Below are 2475 nucleotides of genomic sequence, written 5' to 3'. Positions count from 1 at the left end.
ATCGACGTGACCCACTGGACCTGCCGCGACGAAGGCCGCGACAGCGTGCCGATCGGCCAGCCGATCGCCAACCTGGCCACCTATGTGCTGAGCAACGACCTGATGCCGGTGCCGGCGGGGGTGGTGGGCGAGCTGTACCTGGGCGGTGAAGGCCTGGCGCGCGGCTACCACCGTCGCCCTGGGCTGACCGCCGAACGCTTCGTGGCCAGCCCGTTCGCGGCCGGCGAGCGGTTGTACCGCAGCGGCGACCTGGCGCGCCAGCGTGCCGACGGGGTGATCGAATACATGGGGCGTATCGACCACCAGGTGAAGATCCGCGGCCTGCGCATCGAGCTGGGTGAAATCGAGGCACGCCTGCTGGAGCAGGCCGAAGTGCGCGAGGCGGCGGTACTGGCCGTGGGCACGGGAGCGGATGTGCAGCTGGTGGCCTACGTGGTGCCCACTGCAGGCCTGGACCCCGCTGACGAACCGGCACAGGGCGCATTGCGCGACCTGCTCAAGGCGCGCCTGGCGACACTGCTGCCTGACTACATGGTCCCCGGCTACCTGTTGCTGCTCGAACGCCTGCCGCTGAGCCCCAACGGCAAACTGGAGCGCAAGGCGTTACCTGGCGTCGATGCGCGTCAGGGCCGCGCTGCCCACCGGCCACCGGTCGACGAAACCGAGTGCCTGTTGGCCGAGCTGTGGTGCGAAGTGCTGGGGGTGCCCCAGGTCGGTCTGGATGACGACTTCTTCGAACTGGGTGGCCACTCGCTGCTGGTGGTCATGTTGCTGTCGCGCATTCGCAGTGCGTTCGGTATCGAACTGCCGATCAAGGAATTCCAAGGGCTGCGCAAGCTTGCCGACCTGGCGGCCCATCTCAAGGCGGCCACCGCCGGGCACGCATCCACAGACGAACTCGACCTGATCTTCGACGCGCTCGATGAACTGGAGGAAAACAATGCTCAAGCCTGATCCAGCACGTTCCCAGGAACTGATCGACCGTATCCGGGGGCTGGACACCGACAAGCGTCGGCAATTGTTCGGCAAATTGCACCAGGCCGGCGTCAATGTCGCCCGCCTGCCGATCGTGCCCGCGAGCGAGAGCGGCCTGCTGCCGCTGTCCTACGCGCAACAGCGGCAATGGTTCCTGTGGCTGCTGGAGCCACAATCGGCGGCCTACAACATGTGCTCGGCGCTGCGGCTCAAGGGCGCGTTGAATACCCAGGCCCTGGAGCAGGCGTTGCACGCCTTGATCGAGCGCCAGGCAAGCTTGCGCACACGCTTCAGTGAAGTGGATGGCCAGGCGCGTCAGCGCCTGCTGGCACCGGACGAGCTGGGATTCGTCCTCGACCGCCGAGGTACAGACGAAACCCAGGCAGAGCGAGCTATCCAGGTTTGCCTCGGCGAGGAGGCCCAGCGGCCTTTCGACCTTACCGGGGAAGCACTGATCCGCGCCAGGCTCTTGCCGTTGGCCAGCGATGACCACGTGTTGGTGCTGACCCTGCACCACATCATCAGTGATGGCTGGTCGATGGGGGTGCTGGTCGAGGAACTGATGGCCCTGTATCACGCCAGCGAACAAGGCACGGCCGCGCAACTGCCGCTGTTGCCGATTCAGTACAGCGACTATGGCCTGTGGCAGCGCCAGTGGCTGGAAGCCGGGGAGGGCGAGCGCCAGCTGAGCTACTGGCAGGCGCAACTGGGCGGTGAGCAAACGCTGCTGACCCTGCCCACAGATTCTCCGCGCCCGGCATTGCAGAGTTTGCGCGGTGCGAGCCTGAACCTGCATGTGCCGGCGCCCTTGGTCGCCGGCCTGCGCCAGTTGGCGCAGCAGCAGGATGTATCGCTGTTCACCGTGTTGTTGGGCAGTTTCCAGGCCTTGCTGTACCGCTACAGTGGCCAGGCCGATATCCGCGTCGGCGTGCCCAATGCCAACCGCAACCGGGCCGAGGCCGAGCGCTTGATCGGCTTCTTCGTCAACACGCAGGTCTTCAAGGGGTTATTCGCAGGCCCGATGCCGTTCGATGCCGTGCTGCGTGCGCTGCACCTGACCGGTCAGGATGCCCAGGCCCATCAGGACCTGCCGTTCGAACAACTGGTCGAGGCGTTGCAGCCTGAGCGCAACCTCAGCCACAACCCGTTGTTCCAGGTGATGTTCAACCACCAGGTTGGCCACCGCGGCGTGCAGCGTGACCTTGGCCTGGTGGTGGAGCCCTTGCATGCCAGCAGCGCCACCGCGCAAGTTGACCTGACGCTGGACACCAGCGAAACCGCGGACGGCTTGGTCGCGACCTTTACCTACGCCACCGATCTGTTCGCCGCTGCGTCCATCGAACGCATGGCGGCACACTGGCAGAATCTGTTGACGGCCATTGTCGCCAATCCTGCCTGTGCAGTGGGCGAACTGCCGATGCTCGACAGTGCCGAGCAGCATCAGGTCGTCGAGCAGTGGAACGCCACGGCCAGCGCTGCATTCCCCCTCGACAGCTGTGT

General features: G+C 65.6%; 1 protein-coding gene and 1 pseudogene. Both read left to right on the top strand.

Features of this window, described 5'->3' with window-relative positions; all coding sequences use genetic code 11:
- Positions 1-876 (top strand): annotated as a pseudogene (locus tag ACIQUF_RS25545) (phosphopantetheine-binding protein); the annotation flags it as partial.
- Between the two features lie 64 nt (positions 877-940).
- Positions 941-2475: condensation domain-containing protein (locus tag ACIQUF_RS25540; RefSeq protein ID WP_403136517.1), on the top strand; the 1535-nt coding region annotated here is incomplete at its 3' end.

Source organism: Pseudomonas sp. NPDC090233 (assembly GCF_044772285.1).
GTDB lineage: Bacteria > Pseudomonadota > Gammaproteobacteria > Pseudomonadales > Pseudomonadaceae > Aquipseudomonas.
The sequence above is the reverse complement of the archived record's forward strand: the minus strand, read 5'-3'. Positions and strand labels throughout refer to the sequence as shown.